16 protein-coding genes and 2 pseudogenes are annotated in these 17,649 nt (G+C 37.8%); 6 read left to right on the top strand and 12 right to left on the bottom strand.

Annotated features, from left to right (window positions below; all coding sequences use genetic code 11):
- Positions 1-177 precede the first annotated feature (177 nt).
- Positions 178-1,659, bottom strand: a complete 1,482-nt coding sequence (locus VB797_RS33110; RefSeq protein ID WP_323242039.1) for a site-specific integrase — start codon at positions 1,657-1,659, stop codon at positions 178-180.
- A gap of 115 nt (positions 1,660-1,774) precedes the next feature.
- On the opposite strand from VB797_RS33110, the pseudogene VB797_RS33105 reads away from it, so the two are divergent.
- The 4 genes and pseudogenes from VB797_RS33105 to VB797_RS33090 form a co-directional block, all read left to right on the top strand.
- Positions 1,775-2,875 (top strand): annotated as a pseudogene (locus tag VB797_RS33105) (nickel-dependent hydrogenase large subunit); the annotation flags it as partial.
- Positions 2,876-3,183: 308 nt separating this feature from the next.
- Entirely contained in the window at positions 3,184-3,609 is a 426-nt protein-coding gene (locus VB797_RS33100) for a hypothetical protein (protein WP_323242038.1), read from the top strand.
- Positions 3,610-4,294: 685 nt separating this feature from the next.
- Positions 4,295-5,491, top strand: a complete 1,197-nt coding sequence (locus VB797_RS33095) for a hypothetical protein (protein WP_323242037.1) — start codon at positions 4,295-4,297, stop codon at positions 5,489-5,491.
- A gap of 776 nt (positions 5,492-6,267) precedes the next feature.
- A complete protein-coding gene (locus VB797_RS33090) occupies positions 6,268-6,777 on the top strand; it encodes a hydrogenase maturation protease (RefSeq protein WP_323242036.1) in 510 nt (169 codons plus the stop codon).
- Here VB797_RS33090 and VB797_RS33085 read toward each other — a convergent pair.
- On the bottom strand, positions 6,769-7,143 hold the full coding sequence (locus tag VB797_RS33085; RefSeq protein WP_323242035.1) for a hypothetical protein: 375 nt from the start codon (positions 7,141-7,143) through the stop codon (positions 6,769-6,771). The genes VB797_RS33090 and VB797_RS33085 overlap by 9 nt on opposite strands.
- A 950-nt stretch (positions 7,144-8,093) precedes the next feature.
- Here VB797_RS33085 and VB797_RS33080 point away from each other — a divergent pair.
- Positions 8,094-8,303, top strand: a complete 210-nt coding sequence (locus tag VB797_RS33080; RefSeq protein ID WP_323242034.1) for a molybdopterin-binding protein — start codon at positions 8,094-8,096, stop codon at positions 8,301-8,303.
- A gap of 267 nt (positions 8,304-8,570) precedes the next feature.
- On the opposite strand, the gene VB797_RS33075 is transcribed toward VB797_RS33080, so the two are convergent.
- The 10 genes and pseudogenes from VB797_RS33075 to VB797_RS33030 all read right to left on the bottom strand — a co-directional run.
- The gene (locus tag VB797_RS33075; RefSeq protein WP_323242033.1) at positions 8,571-8,870 is read right to left on the bottom strand and encodes a 2Fe-2S iron-sulfur cluster-binding protein; all 300 of its coding nucleotides are present in this window, start codon (positions 8,868-8,870) and stop codon (positions 8,571-8,573) included.
- A gap of 111 nt (positions 8,871-8,981) precedes the next feature.
- Positions 8,982-9,356 (bottom strand): iron-sulfur cluster assembly accessory protein, encoded by a 375-nt coding sequence (locus VB797_RS33070; protein WP_323242032.1) that lies wholly within the window; start codon positions 9,354-9,356, stop codon positions 8,982-8,984.
- Positions 9,357-9,474: 118 nt separating this feature from the next.
- Positions 9,475-10,275, bottom strand: a complete 801-nt coding sequence (locus tag VB797_RS33065; protein WP_323242031.1) for a HesA/MoeB/ThiF family protein — start codon at positions 10,273-10,275, stop codon at positions 9,475-9,477.
- Positions 10,276-10,286: 11 nt separating this feature from the next.
- Positions 10,287-10,604 (bottom strand): nitrogenase-stabilizing/protective protein NifW, encoded by a 318-nt coding sequence (gene nifW, locus VB797_RS33060; RefSeq protein ID WP_323242030.1) that lies wholly within the window; start codon positions 10,602-10,604, stop codon positions 10,287-10,289.
- On the bottom strand, positions 10,601-10,822 hold the full coding sequence (locus VB797_RS33055; protein WP_323242029.1) for a CCE_0567 family metalloprotein: 222 nt from the start codon (positions 10,820-10,822) through the stop codon (positions 10,601-10,603). The genes nifW and VB797_RS33055 overlap by 4 nt, the downstream gene beginning before the upstream one ends.
- 253 nt (positions 10,823-11,075) lie before the next feature.
- Positions 11,076-11,552, bottom strand: coding sequence for a NifX-associated nitrogen fixation protein (locus tag VB797_RS33050; protein WP_323242028.1), 477 nt, complete (start codon positions 11,550-11,552; stop codon positions 11,076-11,078).
- On the bottom strand, positions 11,549-11,962 hold the full coding sequence (gene nifX, locus VB797_RS33045) for a nitrogen fixation protein NifX (RefSeq protein ID WP_323242027.1): 414 nt from the start codon (positions 11,960-11,962) through the stop codon (positions 11,549-11,551). The genes VB797_RS33050 and nifX overlap by 4 nt, the downstream gene beginning before the upstream one ends.
- Before the next feature lie 103 nt (positions 11,963-12,065).
- Positions 12,066-13,370 carry a nitrogenase iron-molybdenum cofactor biosynthesis protein NifN gene (gene nifN / locus VB797_RS33040; protein ID WP_323242026.1) on the bottom strand — a complete coding sequence of 435 codons (1,305 nt, stop codon included), beginning with the start codon at positions 13,368-13,370 and terminating at the stop codon, positions 12,066-12,068.
- Between the two features lie 153 nt (positions 13,371-13,523).
- Positions 13,524-14,900: a nitrogenase iron-molybdenum cofactor biosynthesis protein NifE gene (gene nifE / locus VB797_RS33035; RefSeq protein WP_323242025.1), complete on the bottom strand. Its 1,377-nt coding sequence runs from the start codon at positions 14,898-14,900 to the stop codon at positions 13,524-13,526.
- Between the two features lie 630 nt (positions 14,901-15,530).
- Positions 15,531-15,806 (bottom strand): annotated as a pseudogene (locus VB797_RS33030) (nitrogenase component 1); the annotation flags it as partial.
- A gap of 36 nt (positions 15,807-15,842) precedes the next feature.
- Between VB797_RS33030 and xisF the strand changes: the two are divergent.
- Entirely contained in the window at positions 15,843-17,396 is a 1,554-nt protein-coding gene (gene xisF / locus VB797_RS33025; protein WP_323242024.1) for a fdxN element excision recombinase XisF, read from the top strand.
- Positions 17,397-17,649 lie beyond the last annotated feature (253 nt).

Genomic DNA, 17,649 nt, shown 5'->3' with positions numbered 1-17,649 from the left:
AAAAATCAAATATCGAATTAATTGGAGAGCATTCCTTAATTGTTAATGCTGCTTGAGGGGGTTTTATCGTAAAATGATTGCATAAATTAAAAGATTAATTCAAATTACCATGTCAGATCGCAATTGCGTTCTGATGAAAGGTGTTATTAGTAAATTTGTTCACAGTCCTCTGGATTGTTAGACATTCTCCGAAAATTTCAATCTCTCAACCTCCAACTTCAATCTTTCATTCTCCATCCGCAACGCTAATATTTCATTTTTCTGCAATTCAATCGTTGACTTTTGACCAATTACCTCACCAAAGGCTTTTTTACGATTTTCCATTCCGAACCACCGTTGATAAGTTTTCGTATGTTCGTCAACTGTATGACCTAAGTTATCTGCTGCGGCTTTGATGGGTATTCCCTGAAGATGCGATCGAATCGCGCAAGCATGACGCAAATCGTAGGGTTGAAATTCAATACCAATTTTTCTAAACCATCTCGATATATCTCTCCGCATCCAATTAATATTTTGCACCGATTTAATTTGAGAAATTTTCCGCTCTAAAATTTTTAACGGTTGGGGATTGTTTAAATCGAATAATTCTATCCATTCGGGAACGAAGGGGATGACTTCGCGATATCCGGTTTTAGTATCTTTATTAACCTTCCAAGTGTGATCGCAATTTTGCTCGGATATCCACCAGTTAAGATCGGGTTTAACAAACAACTCTCTCGGACGTAAACCAAAAGTTGCCAGCATTCCATACACCCAGCGCCACATTTCCCAGGTGTCGGTTGCATCGCAGATATTAGTATTTTTGCGGTTGAGGGCAAATTTTTCAAATAGCTCAAACGAATGAATGATTTTCTCGTCGTCGGGGATTTCTCGGAATTTAGGAGTAACGCGATCGCGCTTTACATCGAGAGTAAATTCTAACTGAAAAGTTTTGATGAAAACAGAAGATATCGCAATTAGTTCGTTTTTCTTGTTTCCCGTAGCTGCGTTAATAACTTCCTCAAAATTATTCTTGGTTGCTAAAGTTGTGAGAGGAAAATTTCTTCTAATAACTGATATATAGTTCGCAAAAGTATTTTGACTGGTTATAGTATTTTGACGAGTTTGATAATAATTCTCCTCAAATTTATCTAATAATTCCCCAACGGTTTTTATTTGTTGCTTCTCTCGATTTTTTTCTCTAAGTTTTATTCCTAAATACTTTTCGTTCCATGCAAAAGTATGACGAGCGATTAATTTACCCAACTCGTAACTTTCTTCGATCGCAGTTTTGAGTCCTTCTAAATTCGCTGGTATACCCAAGGACAAATCGTACTGCTTTTTACCTTTCCCCGAACGATCGGAATCATCTGGTTTTAATGGAAGAGTTGCTCGTAACTGTAGAGAATTCCCAGTTTGTTTAATGCTAACTCTAACTCTATCTCTTTTTAAATTAGAATTTGCTTCGGCTAACTTTTGCTCAAAAACTTCTTGATATTGTAATTCGGTTGCTTTAATTTTCGCCATCGTTCCCCTATAGCTACCGTCTGTGGTGTTCTGCGGTTCAAAATCCGCAAATATATCAAAGAACGAGTTGGTTTTTTGGGTAGATGCGCGATCGCCGTTGTCACTCTCTGGAGGAGTATCGAAATTATCCTGGTTATGATTTTGTCCGCTCATTCCCTAAATATTCTCTTATTTATAAGCTCAAATGTTGAAAATAAAATGTTCGTAAATAGCTTAAAAACTTTATAAAAAGGTTATTTCCGAACTTTTTGAGCATATCACAAGTTGCCACAGCAGTTATATGGTTCCTGGTGGAGTGATGTGCGCTCCGACTTTAACTGACGTAACCCGCGCTTGGTCGATTCTGGAATATTTCCGTACCAATTGGCTGGAACCTGTTTGGTTGGGTTGCTCTTTGGAACGCTACGAAGAAATCCAAACCTATGAAGATTTTATGAATTGGCTGGATGAAAGCCCAAGTCATGCTAATTCCGATTTGGGTTTTTATTGGCGGATGGGTTTAGATATCGGCTTGCATAAATATGGTCAGGGCTTGGGTAAATACGTTACTTGGGGATATTTACCTCATGAAGTGAAATACCAAAATCCTACCGTTGAAGGTCGAAATGCCGCTATGATTATGAAAAGTGGAGTGTATGACAGCTACAGCGATACTCATACTCCCATGAATCATGGTTTCGTCCGCGAAAATACCTCGCATTCCTGGTACGACGAAGGTACGGGGGACGTTCACCCTTACGATCGCAATACTCGACCCACTCAAAACAATGTTAAAGATTTTGAGAATGCTTATTCCTGGGGGACTGCGGTCACTCACATCGACTACGGACGTTTAGAAGCAGGCCCCTTAGCTCGTCAATTGGTAGCTGGTGGTACTCATGGCGAAGCTTGGCAACATTATGATGGATTTATCCTCGATGCTTTCAAGCAATTAGGTGGTGCTAGTATCCATCTACGTCAGCTAGCACGAGTCCACGAGCTTGTCAAGCTTTATCGTCAAGCCGAACGTTGTTTGCGCGAATTCCGTTTGAATGACCCTTGGTATATCAAGCCCAAAGAACAAGACGGACGCGGTTGGGGTGCTACCGAAGCATCGCGGGGAGCCTTGTGTCACTGGATAGATATCGAAGGTGGCAAGATTAAGAATTACCAAATTATGGCTCCTTCGACTTGGAATATCGGACCTCGTGACGGTGAAGGAAAACGCGGCCCCATTGAGGAAGCTTTAATCGGTACTCCTATTTTCGACTCGAAAGACCCCGTAGAAGTAGGTCATGTAGCGCGTTCGTTTGATTCCTGCTTGGTATGTACCGTTCACGCTCATGATGCGAAAACAGGTGAAGAGTTAGCGCGTTTTCGTACAGCATAAAAAAATATGGGTAATGGGTAATGGGTAATGGGTAATGGGTAATGGGTAATGGGTAATGGGTAATAGGTATGAATAACCGCGAACAGTAAATTTATAACTTCTTACTTCTGACTCTTACTCCCTTCTCAATTACCAATCCCCAATCCCCAATTCACAATCCCCAATCCCCAATTCCCAATTCCCAATTACCAATTCCCAATCCCCAATTCCCAATCCCCAATTACCAATTCACAATTACCAATCCCCAATTCCCAATTACCAATTACCAATTACCAATTACCAATTCACAATTCATACAGAAATAAACCATGCCCAAATCATTACACGAACATCTTTCCAATCTTCCCGAAGAAGCACTTCAAGAGTTTACTCAGTGGTGCGTTACTCAACAAGCCAGGGAAGCTGGATACGAATTTATTCCTAATGAAGCGAAACTAGAAGATTTACCAACAGCGGATTATATTCCGGAACTTGTCGGTCAGTTTATGGATACGACAAGAAAGGATATTAGAACCGGACTGGTCGCAACATTTGCCGGGAAGCAAGCTGATAACCATTCTTTATCTGGTTTACCAGCGATGGTTGATTTTGTTTCACTTTACGTTAAGCATTTGTTTCCTGCTGAAGGAACCGAAGAAAATGAAGCAGAAGAGTTGTTGACTAAAGCTTCTGAGCAGCAGTTAGAGAAACTTTCTCAAATTGCTCAAGAGCATAATGTCAAATTGTCGGCTTAAATACAATTCTAAGTTGAACAATAAATACCTTACCTCTTCCTCTTTCCGATGCTTTGGAAAGGGAAAGGGGTGAGGTTTATTCGTAAAAACTCGATTAATAATGAGTTTTTTAAGTAAAATTCAGTAGTTTAAATTAATCGCAACAAACCAATAAACTAAATTAGTTATTTTCTACACTTGTATTAGTTCCTTCGTTCGTGTTAATCATTTGACCATATATATTAGTGAAAGTTGTGGTTTTATGGATTTAATCTCGTAAAAGCATTGCTCCCAAACTACTTTAAGTTAGTTTATAATGATTTCTATAGAATCTCGCAGTAATGAAGCTATATTTTTGATGCTGTTAGTGGAACTACTGTAGATGAATGTTTAAAGTTTTATTAAAACGTTGACTATTTCTACTGAAGTTGGTTAAAACCTATTAATAAATCATTGCGCCAAATCTGTTTGCTTTCACTGTATTGCCGTTTAATACTTTATCCTGTAGCAGCATAGAGAATTAGCAAATTTTATACTTCTTGAAGCAAGAACAATTCCTTCTAAGAAGATAAATACAAAAGCTGTAAATGCTTATTAATCACGTTTGCTCGGTAGAATATGAGGCGTTTACCGTACCACGAGCTACGTAAAATTTTCAAGTGTCTGACACAAATTTAATCTATTAATCTATGGAGACTCAATAAAAATGTCAAATTTAATTCAAAATATAGTAGCTAATCACGAAAAAAATAATCTATGTGAATTTGCGAATCTATTACGTCAATCTCAGAAACATTATCTACTACGTGATGATATTTTGACTGTTTTTTATCAGTATTGTAGTATCTACGGAGCAGATAAAAATTTATCTCACAATTCAGATTTAAGTAAATTAATTTACTCGACTCAAGAAATTATTTTAGATAAAGAAAGCCTTTATTTAGTTATTCGTCCTCAAATAGCTACTCAACAAGCTTATCGTCTGCGATCAAATATGACTCTAGAATCTATAAGTGTTGAAGAATTATTCAGTTTACGACACAAACTCGGCGTTATAGATTCGCAAAATGGGGAAGTGTTAGAAATTAATTATCAATCTTTTTACGACTACTCTTCTAGTCTGAGCGATTCAAAAAAAGTTGGTCATGGAGTAGATTCCCTCAGTAGGTATTTATCGAGTAAATTGTTTGACGACCATTCCGGTAGTTGGGAAGATTTATTCAACTTTCTGCGGCAGCATCAGTATAACGGTCAACAGCTATTAATAAACGAACGAATCAAAAATAAATCGCAGCTATCTGAAAAGGTAAAAAGAGTACTCGATCTTTTAGAAAAATATCCTCCCCATACATCTTACGAAAACTTTCGCTTTGAACTGCGGAGTTTCGGATTTGAACCTGGTTGGGGAAATACCGCTTGTAGAGCGCGAAAAACTCTTTTATTGTTAGAGCAATTAATTGATAGTGCTGACTCTCAAGTATTATCCGATTTTCTTTCCCGAATTCCGATGGGTTTCAAGGTTTTAGTAACTTCCCCTCACGGATGCTTTGGACAAGAAAATTTAGGACAACCAGATGCCGACCAAGCAGTTTATATCCTTGACCGGGTAAAAGAATTGGAAAAACAAATTCAAGAAAATGCCAAATTAGGAGGATTAGACGTACTAGGTAATATCAAACCGAAAATAATTGTACTTACAGGTTTGACTGCTAATAGTGAAGATGCAAACTACAATCAAAGGTTAGAAAAAATAGACGATACCAATAATTGCTGGATTTTACGAGTCCCCGGACGCGAAAAACGGTCAGTAGTCAAAGAGATTTCTCCTTTTGATATTTCTCCCTATTTGAATTTTACTACTGATTCCGAACGAGAATTATTAGCAGAGTTTCAACGTAATTAAAATGTTTCAATTGGGGATAAGCAGATGAAGATAAGCTTTAGCTAAAGCCCAGGTATTTTTGCTCAACCAACGTTGCTTGAAGTATCTAATTTGAAATATTCTAACATTGTAAAGAGACGTAACTAGCTTGCGTCTCTAAATTTTTGCGTCAATATCAATATATATCTAAAACATCGATTTTGGTTCTTCAGTACATAGTATGCTAAATATCTGACTAAAAAGCTTTCCATCCTTACTATATAAAGACAATTGGATTTTTAACTTTATATAAAGCAATAAATATTGCTTCTTATTACTCAGGAGTTACGATATTGTCATAAATGGTTGATGGTGCGTGACGCGACAACACTTATTGCTACGTTCAATTTTTTTCATAGCGTCAATAATGGGGGAAGAAAATCCACACCGCATTTTGCCTCCCCTACAGTGGGGATTGTGCCAGTTGCGTAAGTCCTATTACTGTTCTCTATTCCCTATTCCCCCCAACCCTATTTTTGTAAATCTGCTTACATTAAAATAAATATATCAATGATATCAAAATTATTTATGATTATTTTTCTTTCAAAATAGAAAAAATGTCCAAAAGTATGTAGAATAGGAAGACGAAAACAAAACGCCGTACTCTTCAAAAGTTGTCGTCAATTTTTGTACAAGTCTGCAAGCAAAAGCGTAAATCTGTCTGCTAAACTACAAAGCCATATTCTCTGAATTATTCTTAATCGTTAGTAAAAATATTTATCGATAAGGATAAAGAGAAGAACCAAAGATGATTATAAATGACGAATGACCAAACAAACCTCACAATTATCGGTTGCGGTAATCTTAATCGCAATGATGATGCCGTAGGCGTAATTATTGCTCAACGCCTACAGCAGTATCTTGCCACATATCCTCATCCTCATGTGAAAGTTTACGACTGCGGAACCGCAGGGATGGAAGTCATGTTTAAAGCAAGAGGTAGCAAACACCTAATAATTATTGATGCGAGTTCGACAAATTCTGAACCAGGTGCTGTGTTCAAACTTCCAGGGGAAGAATTAGAAGCAAAACCCGAACCTAGTTATAACTTACATGATTTTCGCTGGGATAATGCAATAGCTGCCGGAAGAAAAATCTTTAAAGATGATTTTCCTATCGGTGTGACGGTTTATTTAATTGAAGCAGAAAATCTTGATTTTGGTTGGGAGTTAAGTCGTGCTGTGAAGCATTCTGCCGATTTCGTGTTTGAAGAAGTTAAGACAATTATTGAACATAATATAAAGTACGACAAGAAGGTTTTAAGCTGATTCTTCTCGATAAACAGATAATTCATCCACCCTCATTTCAAAAGGCATTCCTTGGTTCGCGGGGGGACAGATGCGAATCTTAGCGCTGCTAGCGATATTATTTAACAATGATGCCATTGGTACCATTCTTTGTAATATTCGCCAGTTAGTAACTTGGTCGGGACATTCAATTACCAAAATCATCGCAGAGGTTTGGGTGGTTACATACCACCGACAAACGGATAGCAAATCGCGAATTTTGCGATCGCAATTATCATAAAAAAACTTACTTAGAGAATTCTCTAACTGCTGACGCAGTACAATATCTGCTGATGATGGCTGAAACGGTCCTAAATCATCGTTCTGGAAGAAATACTTGTTGTTCATCTCTTATTACGTGTAATTTGTCTTTCAAACTCCAATCACAATACCATAAACTTAATATTAATTTGTAGCGAAATATTCCATATCTCTGTTATTATAAAATACTGCCAAAAAAGCAATAGCATCAAACAAAAAATTAGCTAAATATATATTTAGCTGGAGAATATTTACACTACATCTAATCGTTCTACAACTATTATAATCATATAGAACTAATATGGTTAGTATATAATAATTGAGAACAAATTGCTTTAATCGATAGATAACCTATATAAACATTAATATTACCTTTCTTAACTAAACCCTTACCTTGACATAAATTAATGTGCTATTTTCGACATAGTTGATAATAGATATTCATTATTCTATCTTAGTCCTAAATGCTAAATGAGGAAGGGTTATTTTGAGATAACTAAACGAACAATTATCCCACAAGGCTATTTGACAAAAGCCTTGTAATCCAGAATTAGTAATTGTAATTGCATATTGTCTGCTATCTAAAAAAGCAATACCTCACGATTATGGTATCTATGTTTTGAGCTAGACCTATAATAAACACTATAAATAAAAAAAAAGATGCTACTGATACTTTTCTTTTGTAACATATAAATCATCTTATCTTCATAAAGGCTTTTGTAAACTAAAATACGATAATTATTCGCAATAACTAGATTTTAACAAAGTAGGCAATAGTAACAACAAACAATTTGAATCAAGCTGAATGACAAAAATTCTTATTACCAAAAATACAGTGAGATTTATCCACAAAAAAATATAATCTTCCGTCTTTGCCTACCTTGTCAGGTTTTGATGCGCGATCGCCAAAAGTTAATACAAGTGAATTACAGTAAAGAATATTTGAATAATCGTGAATAAAAGTTGAAAATACTCATATAAATTATGCCATTTTGATAAAATAAGTAGGCTTAAAATTAATCAACCAAAATATCACCATGAAAATTAGCGCTCGTAATCACTTGAAAGGAACTGTAAAAAAAATTATACCTGGAGTTGTTAGTACTGAAGTAACTTTAGAAATAGCACCCGGAGTAGAAGTAGTTTCTATTATTACTAAATCATCTGCCGACCAAATGCATCTTTCTTTAGGAAAAGAAGCTTATGTTGTAGTCAAAGCAACAGATGTGATGGTTGGTATAGATTAATAAATGTAGGTAATGGGTAATGGGTAATAGGTAATAGGTAACAGAGAAAAACTAATCTTTGAGTCTTTTCGAGGGAGATTTTATCGTTAGTTATTCTATTAAAGTTCTGACATCTTAGATTTGATTAGAAAGCTTTAAAATTACCGATTCCCAATTACCAATTACCGATTCCCAATTCCCAATTCCCGATTCCCAATAAAGAAATAAGCCATAGCTGATTAAAGCTATGACTTAAAACTAATTATTTTGCAATAATTGAATCAAAACTTACACCAAATATGGTTCTTGATGAGTCTTAATTGTGCAGTTGGAGCGGGGATAAGTAACGCAAAGTAAAGCGAATCCTTTAGCCATTTGCTCATCATCTAAGAAAATTTGGTCAGATTGATCGACTTCACCTTCAACGACTTTACCAACACAGCTTGAGCAAGAACCCGAAGAGCAACTAAAAGGTAATTCAATTCCTGCTTCTTCTGCTGCTTCTAAGATAGTAGTTTCTTCATCTACTTCTATTGTGGTGTCTAAATCTTCCTTTTTATTGATCAATCTGACTTCGTAATTAGCCATGAATAGTCCTCCTCAAACGACGTATAAGTTTTGGTTTTAGTTATTAATTATTAGTTGATCGCAAAGCAAAAATTTTGCGGTTCTACTAATGACTAATAACCAACTAACAATTTATTGATTGCAAGGTACACCATTAGGTGTACAATCACCTGCTGTAAATGACTTACCGCAACCGCAGGTATCGGTTGCATTGGGATTAGTAAACTTAAAGCCGCTTTCCATCATTCCTTCAATAAAATCAATTACCATTCCTTGTAATAGCGGCGCACTTTTTGCATCAACATAAATTGTTATGTCGTCTTGTTGAACCACTAAATCATCGTCTTGTGGTTTGCTGGTGATGCTCATCGCATATTCATAGCCGTTACAACCACCATCTTTAGCGGAGACCCGTATACCTTTAGGTTTTTCGTTTTTATCTGTTGCGGTATCTTGTAAAAACGAATTTAAACGTACTGCTGCTTTTTCTGTCAAACTAACGGTCATGGTTGTTTCTCCGTATTTGTAGATGATAATGGTTGCTTTTGCTTGGGAATGAAAATTGTCAGAATGGCGAAAGACCTATGTAAAATCGGCTTGCATCGACGTTGATGAGATGTAGAAGCTAGGATTTGATATTACCAGTGGTTTCTAGAGGTGGGGACTGTGAATATCTCCAAGGTGCATTGTTACCGCATACCGGACATTCGCGATCGCGATAAGAACGACGTTTGGCAAAGTCCATTCTGGTAAAATCGATTGTTAGTAACTGAGATAATAGAGGCTGACTAAATCCGGTAATCAACTTGATAGATTCCAAGGCTGCTAGACAAGCTAGAGTACCTGAAACTACACCTAAAACTGAAAATGCACGTTTATCCCAATCGGGTTTTTCTGGGAATAAACATGATAAACAGGGAGTTACACCGGGAATAATGGTAGTTAGATAGGCCTCCATTGAATCCATTGCTGCTTCTACCATTGGCTTACGCCAGCGAACGCAAGCTTCATTTAACAAGTTACGCTCTGTAAAGTTGTGAGCGCAGTCCAAAGCCATGTCGGCTTTTTGTACCAATGAGTCTACGTTATCCGGATTGATGTAATCGTGAATTGTTTCGATCTCGACATCAGGATTGATAGCTTGCAAGGTCTCTTTAGCTTTAAATACCCTTGGCTTTCCTACCCAATCGTGAGTCATGAGAATTTGACGATTCATATCATCAAGCCGTAAGTCACCTCCTCTAACGAGGATTATTCGTCCTACACCTGCAACCGCAAGGTAAAGTGCAGCAGTACCGCCTAATCCTCCAACACCCGTAACCAGAACCGTAGCTGACTTCAAACGCTTTTGTGCCAATTCACCGAAACTAGGAAGCGTCATTTGGCGACGATAGCGTTCCAACTCGGTAGGTGTTAGGTTTACCACTTTATTACCTCCTAATCCGAATCAATTTCTGTCAGCTTGACTACATTCTTTGGCTTCTGGTGAAACACTTTGAAAAGTTTTTCTTGTTGAGGTGTTGACTCTATAAATACCTGATAAGCTTTCTCTAATGCTTCACGATATTTACTTAATCTTTCTGAATCATTAAGTTCAGAATTGCTCTCATCAATTTCCTTGATAAATTCAGAAAATTTTTGCAAGATGTGCAGGCGATTTATGTTGACGAATTTTTGATCATATGGTATGTCAAAAAACTTAAAATAGTCTTCTGCATTTACCAATGTATTAAATTCCGATAAACTGCCACTCATTGTGATTTCTCCATATTTTTCACTTGTTGTTTTAGTTCATTTAATTGACAATATATTTTATAAGTAGCCTCAGCTACTCCCATAAGATTTTCATAATCGGTAGGTAAACCTTCTGCCAAATCATGCAAATCCATTTTCATTTGACCGGCTTTACTATTAAGCCGCTTTATCTTTGTTTTTAACTCTTCAATATTTGTAGTTTCTTCGGTCTGAGCCATAGACATCTCCTAATTTTCTATTTCCTATCCCCTCTTGTACGATATAACTTATACACTTTTCTATAAACCCGGTTTATCCGTCAATATATAGTTTGAATTATTTTTAAATCCAATACAGTTCAGATAGGGCTTTTTTGTGATTTCCCTGCTTACCTTTACGGATAATTTGGATTAAAGTAGATCGTATTGCGTTCAAACAAAATTCAAACAAATAAATATTTTGGTAAAAACCGGGTTTCTTCAGACAAATAATTTATAGTTCTCCTACTTCGGGAAAACGACGAGCTAAATCAACCCCTTTTTGTACTAAACTTTCTCCTTCTTCTGCTAATTGCTCCAAAGAATTAAAGCCAAAACGATGGATATCTCGCAAAGTCTTTTTGACTAACAAAAGACGACCGGAAAATACCAATACCCATCCAAAACCTTCATGATTTAAGTCAGCTACAACCTGCGATAACAAACCAGTTTCCTGTTCAATGCGAATTGCCATAGCGCGGTAAAAAGCATTAATTCGCGATAATGTCATCGGGTCAACTTCACCCTCGACGGAAATTTCACGTTTTTTTTGTTTGCTGACAACGTAGGGTTTAAGAAGCAAATCATCCGACCATTTACGATAAGTACCGTAAGTATCGAAACCGCGAATTTGCTGGACTAATGCCTTAATAAAAGGAGAAGTTAAGACATCGCTTGTTGCTGTCCCATTAACATTATTACTTTGATTCATACCGCTGCATCCTCTTCTAACTCATCTTCAAAGTTACGGTCTTTTTGTTGTAAAGCTTTGCGTAACCAAGGTGGAGGACTTCCTTTGAGAGTTTGCACCAGCCGTTCTAAAACGTCTTTAATTTCATCTTGTTCGGAACGTGCTTTGACTGGAGTTACACCTTTTTTAATTAAACGGGCAGCAGCGCTACCTCCAATAGCTGTAACATAAACTATCGTGCAATCTTCTAAGGCTTGAAGCTTCGGTACTAACTTATCTTCATTACCATCTTCTTTCAATTCACCACCGAAAGAAAGAGTTTCTAAAAACTTATAGCCTTCGTCCGATATTTCATAAACATCAATGGCTTTTGCCGAGCCAAAATGAGCATTAACATGAATGTTATCGCTCGTCGTAAAAGCAATTTTCATTTCAACTACTCCTTACAATTAGGTTAAAGGTCAAAGGTCAAAGGTTAGAGGTCAAAAACTCTTAACTTTTAACTCCTAATTTCTAACTCCCAATTCCTAACTCCTAACTCCTAGCTCCCATTTCCTCTTGTTCTAAAAAGAGGTTGCCAATGTCAAACATAATTTGCATTGTTCCCCGATAGCCAACTTTCGTAAATTGACCGATACCTAAACGGTCAAAAATGGGGATACCTTGGCGATAAAGAGGAATATTTAGCGATCGACTAATTGTCGCTGCGTGAGAGTTACTAATTAATAAGTCAGAACCCACTGCAACTTGCTCAAAATCTTCTAAATCACCAATAATAACTTTTTCTACAGGAAGTTTTTCCAAGTTAGGAGAACGTGTAGTAGTGACTGCGGCTTGAATTTCTGCTCCCATTGATTGCAGAAAGCTAACTGTTGACCAAAGCAAATCGGGTTCTAACGCTAAGGATACCTGCTTGCGACCGAAGAAAAAGTGAGTATCGAGCATCGCATCTTGTAATTGACGACGTTGACGGCGATATTTTTCTGGAACGCGGACACCACTAACGTCTGATAATGCTTGTAAAAAGTTATCTACAGCATCCAATCCAGTCAGTTCCCCGAACAATTCATAGGGAATAGTAAATCTTTTCTCCAAAATCTCCGCAGCACCCCGCATACTCTCACCGATCGCGATCGTAAAAGCCGAACTGCCTATTTTACGCAGTTGTGCCAAAGTTGTACCACCACCCGTTATCGGACTGTAAGAATCATCTAGATGACCATCTAACGAAGCGGAAAGGTCGGGTACAACAATCGGGATCAATCCAAAAGCAGTAACAATCTCTTTGATTTCCTGCAAATCTCCTGGGGTAAAAGCAGAACCAATCAAAATATTAACTTGCTGCGGTTTAATTTCCCCTTTTTGCGGAAGTTCCTTCACCATACTTTCTACTGCTGCGGCATATCCATCTTGTAATGCTCCTTTAAAATCTGGTGAGGAGACTAACAAAATTGGTAATTCGTCTAATTGGGGATGATTGGAACGAAAATTCTTGAGAATTCTTTCCATATCATCTCCTCTAGTTTCCGTCAGACCCGTGGTACAAAGACCAATAATCTCAGGATTCACCTTCTCTACCAAAGTCAGAATTGCCTGTTCAACGTTATCTTCTCCACCTAAAATAGTAGAGACTTCCGTCATTGCAGTAGTAGAAAGAGGAATGCTTTCGCGAAAATGCCTTACCAATATCACTTTAGCGAAAGCGGTACAGCCTTGGGAACCGTGCAGCAACGGTATCATACCCTTCAATCCCAGAAAGGCTAAAGCCGCACCCAATGCTTGACTTTGTTTGAGAGGATTTACTATAACTGGTTTATTTGGAATCGCGACAATAGCCATTGGTAATAATTTCTAAAATAGGTCAAAGGTCAAAGGTTAAAGGTTAAATTTGACTCGTTCCCAGCCTCCGGGCTGGGAATGCTTAGTCGAGAGGCTCTGCCTCCTGTAATTTTTCGGTTCTGAGCAGTACGACTAAGAACTAGTTAGAAACTGTTAACTGGCTTCCATTTCCCAAGGAGCAGGCTGTCGCACCTGCCGCCAAACTGGACTGTAGAGGGCTTCATCTAGTTCTCGTGCCATGTTAACCATTCCGTCGTAACCAGCGTAAGCGTGATGACGTTCTTGATTAATGTCAAGGAAAGGAATCCTCGCTTTGAGAGCAGTGTATTGATTTCTACCACCAGCAATCAGCATATCGGCATTAGTTTCACCGATTACTCTGATTAATTCCTGGGGGTTGCCTTTAGGCATCATAATACCGTCTTTACCAAGCAAATCCTTAATTTTAGCTTTATCCTCTTCCGTGCTTTTTTTAGTACTTGTGGCTACAACTTCCATTCCTAAATCTTTAGCTGCGGAAATAATTGACCAGCTTTTTACGCCTCCGGTATAAAGTACAACGCGCTTGCCTTTTAACCGGGCGCGGTATGGTGCCAATTTTTCGTCTAATTTGATAGTCTCTTCGGCAATCAATTTTTCAGTCCGCTGCTGTAAGTCGTCATCTCCTAATTTCGCCGCTACGTTTCTCAAAAAGCGGTTCATGTCGGCAACACCGTAAAAAGACTCTTCTATATAAGGAATGCCGTAACGCTCCTCCATTTTTCGCGCCATGTTAATCATTGCTTTGGAGCAAATCATTACGTTTAACTTGGCACGGTGAGCGTAGCAGACTTCTTTGTAACGAGCATCACCCGTTATTTTACTTAAAATACGAACGCCTAATTTTTCCAACATCGGCGTAACGTTCCACATTTCACCAGCAATATTATATTCGCCAATTAGATTAATATCTAATGGTGTTTTATATTCTGGTTCAGCAGTACCGACAACGTGTTCTAATAAAGTTTCTCCAGCCAGACGATTGCCCAGATTCTTACTACCAACAAAACCGGGCGCATTTACGGGAATAATTGGAATGCCTACTTTCTTCTCAGCAGCTTTGCAAACAGCATCGATATCTTCACCAATCAACGCTGTGACGCAGGTGGAGTAGACAAATATAGCTGCGGGGTCGTAATTTTTTTGTACGTGTTGGATCGCCTTATAAAGCTTTTTCTCGCTACCTAAAATGACATCATTTTCGCTCAAGTCGGTAGTGAAACCTTTCTTGTAAAGCATCGGACCAGAGGAAAGACTACCGCGACTACCCCATGTACCAGAGCAAGCGATCGGTCCGTGTACCAAATGAGCAGCATCGGTAATGGGAACCAGAGCAATCATCGCTCCATCAAAAGAACAACCTCCTTGTGCTGCACCCGGTTGAGCTTGTTGTTTGCAGGCTTTATTTTTCTTCTCGGCGTTTTTTTGATGATTGTGTTCGCATCCTGGTTCGGTTAGCAGTTCGTTGATTTTGCTTTGAGTTATTTTCATTTTTCAAGCTTAATAGTAAAGTATCAATTATTGATTTGATATTTTTTGCGTAAAGTTGTGTTTGCTATGGGATTAGGGAGTAGTAAGAGGTAAAACTAAGAAATAAACAGGAATGGCGGCAATTGTCACAAGACCGAGGGAACGGTGCCGTACACTCACCGTCTTATTACTAGGTTGATAATTAGTCTGTGTACTAGCAACGGCAATAAAGGGGGATATTATCTACGCCCCCTCAACCGCCTCCCCTACAAGAAAAATATGCCAGATGCGTAAGTCCTAATAAAGTTAACGATGTACTTAAAATTAATCCATAATTTAAAATTGAATTGACCGAATTTATGATTCAATTGGGATAATGTAATAAAACGCAATCCCATATTTTTTTGCAGGATTGAGTTTAGATAAATTTAGAATATTTAAAGTTCGCCCCTATTAGCTTATATTTCTAAAATTATTTCTTTCCACTATTCCCTATTCCCTAAAAATAAAAAGGTAAAGGTAAGAAAGGAAATCAGAAGTATAAAGGATAAAGGATGAAAAAACTTCACATTTCATACTTGAGCCTTTATACCTCATCCTTAATTACCATTACCTTTTACTTAAAAAGCACGTCGCAAATTAATTCAATTTCTAACGAATCAAGTCGAAGGAAATATCTGTCTTAGAAGGAATGTTGGTGTTGCGATCGATATCTTCAAAGATTGCATTTACAACCCAAGTAAGTAGGTTGATTGTACCTTGATAACCGATGGTAGCGTAGCGGTGTAGATTGTGACGGTCCATGATAGGATAGCCGATACGAATTAGAGGAGTCTTGGTATCGCGCTCTAGGTACTTACCGTAGGAATTACCAATGATAAAGTCTACAGGTTCGGTGAATAGTAGAGAACTAATGTGCTGACTATCAGGTAAAATAGATAATATTGCTGTAAGGTATATTGTATGGACGTTTGGGGATATGCTCGCGTAAGTACAGACGAGCAAGCAGATGATGAAGGAGCGCTGATTAAGCAGATGCGTCGTTTGCGGAGTGCTGGGGCTACAAAATTATATTACGACGTTGAAAGTCGTACTAGCGACAAACGTAAAGGGCTTTTACGGTTAATAGAAGATATTCACTCGTTGATTCCTGGCAAAGTTTCAAAGTTATTATTTATTAGGATTGATCGTTTAACTTCATCATCTATGACCTTTTATCGGTTAATGGATGCTTTGAAGAAAAAAGGTATAGAACCAACTGCGATTGATGAACCTTTTGATATATCAAGTATTGGTGGAGAATTAACAATTGATGTTCGATTGGCGGCGAGTAAATATGAGGTAAAAATGTTAGGAATGCGAGTTAAAAAAGAACGAGATACTCGTAAAACGAATCAAAAAGCTCACTGGAATGCTCCATTAGGATATCAGGTTGAAAATGATAAATATAAAAGAGACGATCGCCCCTGTGTTTGTATTATTGAAGGACAGGTTGAATTAACGCGAGATCGATTAATGCGTTTGGTATTTGATACTTTTTTTGCTGTAGGTTCGGTATCCCAAACTGTCAGAAAACTGCACGATATTTTAGGGATTCAAGCAAATGCTATTCCTAAATCCCGCAACGATAAAGTAAATATTTTGGCGGAAGAAAACGAAGTTATATTTGCAAATATCAATAAATCCCGTGGCAGCAGCTTAAATCTACGGTATCCCCACACAAGTTTAAAATGGTCGGTTTCCGGTTTGCGGTCAATTCTTGTTAATCCTATATATGCAGGCGGAACCCCTTATAACACGGTAGTTCATTCCAACGGACATCGCAAACCCTTTGACGAATGGGAAGTTGTATGGGGAACCCATGAGGATGAAGCGATTATTACCCGTGAAGAACACGAACGCATCAAAACCATGATTCGTGGAAACCGCAATAACCGATGGGCAAGCGAACAAAAATATACTAACCCCTTCGCAAACTTAGTTAAATGCGATCGCTGTGGCGCTGCTTACAGTCGTCAGTGCAAAAAATTGGTGAAAAAAAAGAATTTTATTCGGCACCATTACCAATGTAGTTTTTATCGAACGGGTGCTTGCAGTAATAAACAAATGATTTCTTCTGATAATTTAGAAAAACAAGTCATCGAGCATCTAGTTAAAGAAGCCGAGAAATTGGCGGGATTAGCAGAACAAGAAACTCAAGTGATGCAAGAATCACCCGAAGTCAAAACACTGCGAGCATCCTTAAATACTCTCGAAGCCCTACCATCCAATCGGGCAATTGAAAAAGCCAAAGAAGAGATAATTATACAGATTGCCGATGCTCGTTCGGCTACCAGCAATAACTCTCAACTATATTTGATTGCGAAAGAGCGGATTATCCAAGCTTTTTCAAATCCCAAATTTTGGCAAGGATTGCAGGTGGAAGATAAGAAAGCTTTATTGCAAGGATGTATCAAGAAAATAGTAGTAGATGGGAATAGGGTTACAAAAGTTGAATTATTGCACCTCCCGTCTTAGTCTTGAGGTTTTGGTTTTAATTCGGGTTGGGGCTTGGGTTTTGCGACTTACTGCATAAGTTTATTCTACTGAATTCTATGACAAAGAAGAAAGAATTCAAACAAAGCATTATCCGAATAAATGCATAAGTTAATTCTTCTGGATTCTATAACTAATTGGAAAGCGTCGAACAGACAACAATTTCTAATTACCACAACCAATTAATCACCAAAAGGAAAAAAACATGACTTACGTACAAAATCAAACCAATCAA

It is taken from the genome of Rivularia sp. UHCC 0363 (assembly GCF_034931125.1).
Lineage (GTDB): Bacteria > Cyanobacteriota > Cyanobacteriia > Cyanobacteriales > Nostocaceae > Rivularia.
The sequence above is the reverse complement of the archived record's forward strand: the minus strand, read 5'-3'. Positions and strand labels throughout refer to the sequence as shown.

Excerpts from the sequence above, each read along its gene's own strand:
- VB797_RS33050 (WP_323242028.1), bottom strand. The coding sequence starts at position 11,552 with ATGAATCAAAGTAATAATGTTAATGGGACAGCAACAAGCGATGTCTTA.
- nifX (WP_323242027.1), bottom strand. The coding sequence starts at position 11,962 with ATGAAAATTGCTTTTACGACGAGCGATAACATTCATGTTAATGCTCAT.
- VB797_RS33080 (WP_323242034.1), top strand. The coding sequence starts at position 8,094 with ATGAAAATTAGCGCTCGTAATCACTTGAAAGGAACTGTAAAAAAAATT.
- VB797_RS33070 (WP_323242032.1), bottom strand. The coding sequence starts at position 9,356 with ATGACCGTTAGTTTGACAGAAAAAGCAGCAGTACGTTTAAATTCGTTT.
- VB797_RS33055 (WP_323242029.1), bottom strand. The coding sequence starts at position 10,822 with ATGGCTCAGACCGAAGAAACTACAAATATTGAAGAGTTAAAAACAAAG.
- VB797_RS33095 (WP_323242037.1), top strand. The coding sequence starts at position 4,295 with ATGTCAAATTTAATTCAAAATATAGTAGCTAATCACGAAAAAAATAAT.
- VB797_RS33090 (WP_323242036.1), top strand. The coding sequence starts at position 6,268 with ATGACGAATGACCAAACAAACCTCACAATTATCGGTTGCGGTAATCTT.
- VB797_RS33110 (WP_323242039.1), bottom strand. The coding sequence starts at position 1,659 with ATGAGCGGACAAAATCATAACCAGGATAATTTCGATACTCCTCCAGAG.
- nifN (WP_323242026.1), bottom strand. The coding sequence starts at position 13,370 with ATGGCTATTGTCGCGATTCCAAATAAACCAGTTATAGTAAATCCTCTC.
- nifW (WP_323242030.1), bottom strand. The coding sequence starts at position 10,604 with ATGAGTGGCAGTTTATCGGAATTTAATACATTGGTAAATGCAGAAGAC.
- VB797_RS33075 (WP_323242033.1), bottom strand. The coding sequence starts at position 8,870 with ATGGCTAATTACGAAGTCAGATTGATCAATAAAAAGGAAGATTTAGAC.
- VB797_RS33085 (WP_323242035.1), bottom strand. The coding sequence starts at position 7,143 with ATGAACAACAAGTATTTCTTCCAGAACGATGATTTAGGACCGTTTCAG.
- VB797_RS33100 (WP_323242038.1), top strand. The coding sequence starts at position 3,184 with ATGCCCAAATCATTACACGAACATCTTTCCAATCTTCCCGAAGAAGCA.
- nifE (WP_323242025.1), bottom strand. The coding sequence starts at position 14,900 with ATGAAAATAACTCAAAGCAAAATCAACGAACTGCTAACCGAACCAGGA.
- xisF (WP_323242024.1), top strand. The coding sequence starts at position 15,843 with ATGGACGTTTGGGGATATGCTCGCGTAAGTACAGACGAGCAAGCAGAT.